General features: G+C 38.9%; 8 protein-coding genes. All 8 read left to right on the forward strand.

Annotation, left to right across the window (positions count from 1 at the left end; translation table 11 throughout):
* Positions 1-100 precede the first annotated feature (100 nt).
* Positions 101-1486 carry a nucleobase:cation symporter-2 family protein gene (locus RYO55_RS07620; RefSeq protein ID WP_004696527.1) on the forward strand — a complete coding sequence of 462 codons (1386 nt, stop codon included), beginning with the start codon at positions 101-103 and terminating at the stop codon, positions 1484-1486.
* 204 nt (positions 1487-1690) lie between these two features.
* On the forward strand, positions 1691-2878 hold the full coding sequence (locus tag RYO55_RS07625) for a RuBisCO large subunit C-terminal-like domain-containing protein (protein WP_314984903.1): 1188 nt from the start codon (positions 1691-1693) through the stop codon (positions 2876-2878).
* Positions 2879-2983: 105 nt separating this feature from the next.
* Entirely contained in the window at positions 2984-3790 is an 807-nt protein-coding gene (locus RYO55_RS07630) for an MBL fold metallo-hydrolase (protein ID WP_278466374.1), read from the forward strand.
* Positions 3791-3792: 2 nt separating this feature from the next.
* Positions 3793-4272: a 23S rRNA (pseudouridine(1915)-N(3))-methyltransferase RlmH gene (rlmH, locus tag RYO55_RS07635; protein ID WP_302498165.1), complete on the forward strand. Its 480-nt coding sequence runs from the start codon at positions 3793-3795 to the stop codon at positions 4270-4272.
* Positions 4273-4383: 111 nt separating this feature from the next.
* A complete protein-coding gene (locus RYO55_RS07640; RefSeq protein ID WP_004696521.1) occupies positions 4384-4839 on the forward strand; it encodes a CBS domain-containing protein in 456 nt (151 codons plus the stop codon).
* 163 nt (positions 4840-5002) lie between these two features.
* Positions 5003-6307, forward strand: coding sequence for a trigger factor (tig, locus tag RYO55_RS07645; protein WP_295814413.1), 1305 nt, complete (start codon positions 5003-5005; stop codon positions 6305-6307).
* 36 nt (positions 6308-6343) lie between these two features.
* Complete coding sequence (gene clpP / locus RYO55_RS07650; RefSeq protein ID WP_004696517.1) at positions 6344-6937, forward strand: ATP-dependent Clp endopeptidase proteolytic subunit ClpP; 594 nt, start codon at positions 6344-6346, stop codon at positions 6935-6937.
* A gap of 12 nt (positions 6938-6949) precedes the next feature.
* Complete coding sequence (clpX, locus tag RYO55_RS07655) at positions 6950-8203, forward strand: ATP-dependent protease ATP-binding subunit ClpX (RefSeq protein WP_295814422.1); 1254 nt, start codon at positions 6950-6952, stop codon at positions 8201-8203.
* Positions 8204-8252: the final 49 nt, after the last annotated feature.

An 8252-nucleotide genomic window follows, 5' to 3' on the forward strand; every position in this document is an offset into this window, starting at 1 on the left:
TCCCACGTGAAGTCGATGAGATTTCTAAACTCTATCATGTACGATAGTATGACTATATTGTTTAACTAGTAACTAAAACGTAAGATATGAGGTGATTCTTATGAGTAAAGGTGCATCTGGTGTCGACCATGTAGATGGTATGCTGCCAATCCCGCAGTTATTCGCTTATGGTTTACAGCACGTTCTGGCTATGTATGCTGGGGCAGTAGCTGTACCAATTATTATTGCACAAGCTATGCATTTGCCAATTGAAGATTTAATTCGTTTGATTACAGCTGACTTATTTACATGTGGTGTAGCTACATTGATTCAAACATTAGGTTTTGGACCTGTCGGTGGTCGCATTCCTCTTATTCAAGGTGTTACATTTGCTTCTGTAGGTCCAATGATTCTGATTGGTCAGCAGCATGATATTACTACCATTTACGGTGCGATTATCGTAGCTGGTCTCTTTACATTCCTTGTGGCACCGTTCTTCAGTCGTTTGATTCGGCTATTCCCACCTGTAGTAACAGGTACTATCATTACTATTATTGGTATCAACTTGATGCCAGTAGCTGTTAACTGGATGGGGGGTGGCGTAGGCAATAAAAACTTTGGCGATCCACTATACATAGCTCTTGGTGTAGCTACATTTGTTCTCGTTGTATTAACTTATCGATTTGGTAAAGGTTTCCTTGGTAATTTGGCAATCTTAGTTGGGCTTATTCTCGGTACAGCCTTAGCTATGATTGTTGGTATTACAGATTTTTCAGAAGTAGGGCGTTCTCAATGGATTTCTGTTGTGACACCATTCTATTTTGGCCTTCCAACCTTTGACTTTGCTTCTATTGTATCTATGATTATTGTAATGCTCGTAGTTATGGTAGAAACAACTGGTGATAGTATTGCAGTTGGAGAAATCGTAGATAAACCTATTGGTCAAAAAGAGTTGGCTGCGGTACTTCGTGCGGATGGCTTATCCACTATTATTGGTGGTATCCTTAATAGTTTTCCGTATACAGCATTTGCTCAAAACGTAGGTCTTATTGCTGTAACACGTGTTAAGAGTCGTTTCGTTGTAGCAGCATCTGGTGTAATTTTAATTTTATTAGGCCTTTTCCCTAAATTAGCCGCTATCGTAGCTTGTATTCCAAATGCTGTATTAGGTGGTGCCGGGATAGCTATGTTCGGCATGATTATCGCCAGTGGGATTCGTTCTCTTGGTAAAGTTAGTTTCGATGGTAACTATAACCTGATGCTAGTTGCCATTAGTATTGGGGTATCCATGATTCCTCTTGCAGCACCTCAATTCTATACACACTTTCCAGCATGGGCTCAAATTCTTTTGAAGTCTGGTATCACAGCTGGTAGTATAGTCGCTGTTATTTTAAATGTAATGTTTAATGGTTTTGGTTATAAAACTGTTAACGAACCTAATCGTGCGACTCGTAAATATCGTCACTTTACACGATTCAAAGGTTATCCTAAACATTTCTACCAATAAGATATAGTTAGACGAGTTTACTCTCATACGATTATATGTATTGTCTCTCACAGTAGAAACCTTGTTAGTATAGGTAAAACATCAATATATATGTTTTCGTTTGTTAAAAAGACCTCACTCTAATTTGGAGTGAGGCCTTTTTTTATGGAATCGTATACTACTTTGGTATATAATTAAATAATATTATTGCAAAGGAGACGCATTATGAAAGACGAGCGATTTATAGTTACATATAGAATAGAAGCGAGTACATATGAAGAAGCAAAATCAATTGCTTGGGCGGTTCAAGTAGAACAAACCATAGAATTTCCCTATGAGTTTGTAACGGATCCATACATTAAAGAAACTATTACTGGTCGACTAGAATCTCTTGAACATATGGTGGAAGATTCTCCATATATCGATGTAGGTGTGATGTCAAATGCTGTAATTGATACCTCTCGTTACTATTTGGCTCGTATTTCATATCACGTAGATACTACAGCTTTAGAAGCAACACAATTTTTAAATGTTGTCTTTGGCAATTCTTCGTTACAGCCTCATATTTGGGTGGTGGATATTGAGCTATGTCCAACACTTTACGATGTGTTTAAGGGCCCACGATTTGGCTTACAGGGGATTCGTCGTTTAGTGGAAACTCCGACGCGCCCGATGATTCAAGCCGTTGTAAAGCCGATGGGAACACCAAATGAGGAATTGGCTCGCATGTGTGGAGCCTATACATGTGGTGGGGCAGATGTCATAAAGGATGATCATGGTATTTCTAATCAGTCCTTCTCTCAATATAAAGATCGTGTAAAACGATGTGCTGCTATGGTACAGGAAATGAATGCTGCACATGGTACACATACTTTATATGCTGCAAACGTATCTGGTGATGGTACAGATGTGTTAGAACGTGCTTATTTTGCTAAAGAGGTTGGTGCTACTGCTCTCATGGTGGCCGTAGGTCTCGTTGGTTTCGGTTGGTTACACAAATTAGCTACTGATGAAAAATTACGATTGCCTATTATTCATCATCCCGCTTATTCTGGTGGATTTGTGAGCCCTGGTGTATCTGGTGTAGCCGATTACTTACAACTAGGTTTATTACCTCGTATTTTTGGGGCTGATATGCCAATCTTCGTATCTTATGGTGGACGCTTTACTTTTACAGAGAAGCAATGCAAGAGAATTTCCTCTTACATTAAACGACCAATGGGCTTGATGAAAGCGGCTTGCCCTGCACCAGGTGGTGGCGTTACAGATGCTCGTCTTAATGAACTCGTTGAGCTGTACGGAAATGATACGATGTTCCTCGTTGGAGGCGATATGTTCCGCAGAGGGCCAGATATTGAGGCTAATATGTCGTATTTTGTAGAGCGTCTGACTAAATTATCTGAAAGAACGTAATAATAGCTTGAATTTAAATGAGTTAATACAATATTTAACTAAATAAATAAGCTATTGACTTTTACAGAAATAATAGATTTATGATTAAGTATATGGAGTGTTTTGATGAGTGAATCCTCACCGTTGGAGGTCCATGTCCTTGCCAGTGGTAGTAAGGGCAATTGTACAGTGATAAAAAAAGGGAACTCCGTAATATTGCATGATGTAGGCATCAGTTGTCGGCGCATTGTCAATGGGTTAAAAGAATTACATATTGATATGGCACAGGTAGAGGGTATATTTGTCAGTCATGAACATAGTGATCACATTGCGGGACTACAACAATTACTAAAACGATTTGATATTCCTGTGTATACGAAGCAAGGTACCTGGCGTGAAATCCAAGATAAGTTAATCGTACCAAAGAATCGATTAATCGAGCTTACAAAGGGCAGTTTAACGTTGGGGAGTCTAATTGTGGAACCTTTTTCGGTAAGTCATGATGCGGCTGATCCAATTGGTATAAATGTGTTTGCTGGGAACGATAAGGCAACTATTGTCACTGATACAGGCGTGATTTCAGATGATGTTTTACGTAGAATTGATGATACGACTCTGTTAGTGCTAGAGGCGAATTATGATCCTCATATGTTGCGATTCGGACCATATCAGCCGTTTTTGAAACAAAGGGTGGCTAGTGATGAAGGTCATTTGAGTAATGAAATGGCTGCGCAAGCACTACTCATGATGAAACGTCCTGATTTTATGCAAGTTATATTGGCCCATCGTTCTGAAAATAATAATAACGCTGTCCTCGTTACCCAAACCATTGGCAAAATGCTTGTTGATGGTGGTGTTCGTATTGGACCTGAAATGAAGTTACAACATGGTCAGCCTAATGAAATTGTGTCCATCCAATCTGTGGAGAGGTAAAAATGAGATTTTATGTAGTCTGTATCGGCAAATTGAAGGATGCTTATTTACGTGAGGGCGTAGCAGAGTTTGTGAAACGTATGCGCCCCTATGGTGGCATTACAATTACAGAGCTGAATGAAAGTAAAATTGGAGATAAGCCGAGTGATGCGGATCGCAAACAAGTCGTTGCAGAAGAAGGAGACCGTTTATTAAAAGTGGTCCCTAAAAATGCGTATACCGTATTACTTGACGTGTATGGCAAACCAATGTCCTCTGAAGAACTTGCTAAGACGGTATCTAAGCTTGAGGTGGATGGTGTTAGCGATATGGCTTTCATTATTGGTGGTGCCTTTGGGGTGAGTGATACATTACGTCAGGCTGTAAATTATAAATTATCTTTTAGCCCTATGACTTTTACTCATCAAATGGTTCGATTGCTACTTGTAGAACAAATTTATCGAGCATCAAAAATCAATCGTAATGAACCTTATCATTGGTAGAAGACGTAGACTTAAAAATTATTTGTATAATACTTTCAGAAAAAAGGAGTTTTATTATACTGTGGCGAATAGTATAATAAAGCAAGATGTATTTGTAAGGAGGAATTCACTATGAAAATCCAAGAAGTAATGAATAAATACCCTGTTACTGTTGGCAAAGATGCGCCAATTTCTGATGTAGCTGATTTATTGGTTAAATATAATTTAACAGCTGTGTCCGTAGTGGATGATGATAATAAGTTGTTAGGTATTATCTCTGAAGGTGATTTACTTTATAAAAAAGTACGTCCTCATGTGCCTCATTATGTTAATGTATTAGGCGCTAGCATCTATTACAATGGCATCGGTGAATACAATGCTCAATTTAAAAAATTATTGGCATCTCACGTTCATGAATTGATGACTGATGAAGTAATTACAACCACACCGGATAAAGATGTAGAAGAAATTGTATCTGTTATGCTTGATCAACATTTGAAAAATGTGCCAGTTGTAGATAAAGAGTACCGTTTGATTGGAATTTTGTCTCGTCGGGACATTATCAAATTGATTGCTAAAGATAACTAATTGGCATAATTATGTAAAATATGTAAAGACCACCCGTTTTGGGGTGGTCTTTTAGTGTATATTGAGAAGAATTGCATTGACCTTGCATTTATGTTATTATTAGGAGTGCATAATATACTACAGAAATTTGGGCATATTGCCCTTCGAGGAGGACATATTTTAAATGAAAGCAACTGTAAATCCTGTTGATCAACACGTAGTAACGTTAACTATTGAAGTACCTGCAGCAGAAGTAGATAAGGGCATTAAACAAGCTGTAAAACGCATTGCAGGTCAAGTGAACATCCCTGGCTTCCGCAAAGGACATGCGCCTCGCCGTATTTTGGAAATGAACTTCGGTAAAGAAGCTATCTTGGAAGAAGCGTTTGAAGTATTGGCTAGCCAAAACTATAGTGCTGCACTTCGTGAAAATGATATCGTGCCTGTATCTGAACCTGAAATCGAACGCGAACAATTCGAAGAAGGCAAAGATTTGATTTTCAAAGCTACTGTAACTAAACGCCCTGAAGTTAAACTTGGCGATTACAAAGGCTTAGAAGCAGATAAACAAGATGCTACAGTATCTGATGAACAAATCGAAGAACAGTTGAACAATATTCGTGAACAACAAGCAAAAATGGTTGTTGCTGAAGAAGGCGCTACAATTCAAAAAGACGACTTTGCAGTAATCGACTTTGCTGGTTCCGTTGATGGTAAACCATTTGATGGTGGTGAAGGTAAATCCTACCCATTACAAATCGGTTCTGGTAGCTTCATTCCTGGCTTCGAAGATCAATTGATTGGCGCTAAAGCTGGTGATGATGTAACTGTAAAAGTAACATTCCCTGAAGACTACTTTGTAGCAGAACTTGCTGGTAAAGAAGCAGAATTCAAAACTCATATCCATGATATTAAACGTAAAGAATTGCCTGAGTTGAATGACGAATTCGCCAAAGAAGCAAGCTCTTACGAAACTATTGAAGAATTGAAAAAAGATCTTCGCACTAAAATGGAAGAAGAGGCTTCCCGTCGTGCAATCGATACTTACAATGCGGACTTGATTCAAACAGCTGTTAAAAATGCAACTGTAGAAATCCCAGAAGTAATGATTGAAGATCGCGTAGAACAAATGATTCAAGAGTTGGCTATGAATATGGAAGGCCGTGGCTTGAAACTTGATGACTACTTGAAATTCTCCAACAAAACTATCGAAGATTTACGCTCTGAATATAAAGATTCCGCAGCTGAAAACGTACGTGCTGATTTAGTATTGGACGCTATCGCAACTGCTGAAGGTATCGAAGTAACTCCAGATGATATGAACCGTGAAATCTTCATTATGGCTCAAAACTTTGGAGCAGATCCTAAAGAAGTTTGGGATATTATTGCAAAAGAAGGTCGTGTAGCTATGTTGGCAGGCTCTGTAGCTCGCAAAAAAGCAGCTCGATTCATTATTGATAATGCAAAAGGCGCTGAAGCGGCAGAATAATAGTTTGCTCAACGAGGTACATGAAAAGGTGATTATATGTATGTACCAATTGTAGTTGAACAAGGTGAACGCGGAGAGCGTTCCTATGATATTTACTCTCGCTTGTTAAAGGATCGCATTATTTTCCTTGGTGGGCCCATCGATGATAATGTGGCAAATGCGGTTATTGCGCAAATGTTATTCTTGGAAGCAGAGGATCCTGATAAGGATATCCATTTGTATATTAATAGCCCTGGCGGTGTTGTAACCGCAGGTATGGCTATTTATGATACAATGCAATATATCAAACCAGATGTGTCTACTATTTGTGTAGGCTCTGCGGCGAGCATGGGTGCTGTACTTTTAACAGCTGGCACTAAAGGTAAACGCTATGCGTTGCCTCATGCACGCATTATGATTCACCAACCATTAGGTGGTGTGCAAGGACAAGCATCTGAAATTGAAATCCATGCCCGTGAGATTCTTCGCATGCGTGAAGAGTTAAATGGTATCTTAGCTTCTCGCAGTGGACAAGATATTGAAGTAGTAGCTCGCGATACAGATCGCGATAACTTCATGAGTGCTCAGGATGCTGTTGAATACGGCTTAATCGATGAGGTACTTACAAGAGAACCTGTAGAAAGCAAGTAATGGAGGCGCCCCTTGGCAAAAGATAAAGACACTATGCGCTGCAGTTTTTGTGGACGCACAAGCGAAGAAGTCCGCAAGTTAGTGGCAGGTCCTAACGTGTATATTTGTGATGAATGCGTTGAAGTTTGTGAACGTATCATTGCAGATGAGTTGGGTGCGGTTGAGACGGATGACTTTAATTTAAAAGAATTGCCAACGCCTAGAGATATTAAAGCTCATCTTGACGAATATGTTATTGGTCAAGATGATGCTAAAATCTCTTTAGCTGTGGCCGTATATAATCACTACAAACGCTTACAAACAGATAATGTAGTAGATGATGTAGAATTACAAAAGGCTAATGTATTGTTCATTGGTCCTACTGGTAGTGGTAAAACACTATTGGCTCAAACCTTAGCGAAAATGCTAGAAGTACCATTTGCTATTGCAGATGCTACAAGCTTAACTGAGGCTGGGTATGTGGGGGAAGATGTAGAAAACATCTTACTCAAAATTATTCAGGCTGCAGATTATGATATAGCTCGGGCTGAACGCGGTATTATCTATATCGATGAAATCGATAAAATTGCTCGTAAGTCTGAAAACCCTTCCATTACACGTGATGTGTCTGGTGAAGGTGTACAACAAGCATTGCTTAAAATCTTAGAAGGTACCGTTGCTTCTGTTCCTCCTCAAGGTGGTAGAAAACATCCTAATCAAGAAATGCTTCAAATCGACACTACAAATATTCTCTTTATTTGTGGTGGTGCATTTGATGGTATGGACAAAGTTATTACTAAACGTACCGCTAAGAAAACACTTGGTTTTGGTGCAGATGTACAACGTAAAGAAGAACGTAATGTATCGGCTATCTTAAAAGATGTTGTACCTGAAGATTTATTAAAATTTGGTTTGATCCCTGAATTTATTGGTCGTTTACCTGTAATGGTAACATTAGATCAGTTAGACAGAGATGCGTTAATTCAAATTTTGACAAAGCCTAAAAATGCATTAACAAAACAATATGAAAAAATTCTATCCCTTGATGGTGTAGAATTAACTTTCACTGAAGATGCATTAGAAGAAATCGCTGATGAAGCTTTACAGCGAAAAACAGGTGCTCGTGGTTTGCGTGCTATCATTGAAAAGGTGATGAAACGCGTTATGTTCGAAGTTCCTTCCATGCCGGAAGTAACTAAGTGCATTGTGAATCGTGAATCCGTATTAAGCACAGGTGAACCTATACTCAAAAATGAGGCAGACCAAGACATCCAGTTGAAATCGTAATTCGAAGAAACTCATTTCTGTGTAGGAATGAGTTTCTTTTCATAATATA

The organism is uncultured Veillonella sp., from assembly GCF_963551295.1.
In the GTDB taxonomy this organism is placed as follows: Bacteria; Bacillota; Negativicutes; order Veillonellales; family Veillonellaceae; genus Veillonella.

Excerpts from the sequence above, each read along its gene's own strand:
- RYO55_RS07620 (WP_004696527.1), top strand. The coding sequence starts at position 101 with ATGAGTAAAGGTGCATCTGGTGTCGACCATGTAGATGGTATGCTGCCA.
- RYO55_RS07625 (WP_314984903.1), top strand. The coding sequence starts at position 1,691 with ATGAAAGACGAGCGATTTATAGTTACATATAGAATAGAAGCGAGTACA.
- RYO55_RS07630 (WP_278466374.1), top strand. The coding sequence starts at position 2,984 with ATGAGTGAATCCTCACCGTTGGAGGTCCATGTCCTTGCCAGTGGTAGT.
- rlmH (WP_302498165.1), top strand. The coding sequence starts at position 3,793 with ATGAGATTTTATGTAGTCTGTATCGGCAAATTGAAGGATGCTTATTTA.
- RYO55_RS07640 (WP_004696521.1), top strand. The coding sequence starts at position 4,384 with ATGAAAATCCAAGAAGTAATGAATAAATACCCTGTTACTGTTGGCAAA.
- tig (WP_295814413.1), top strand. The coding sequence starts at position 5,003 with ATGAAAGCAACTGTAAATCCTGTTGATCAACACGTAGTAACGTTAACT.
- clpP (WP_004696517.1), top strand. The coding sequence starts at position 6,344 with ATGTATGTACCAATTGTAGTTGAACAAGGTGAACGCGGAGAGCGTTCC.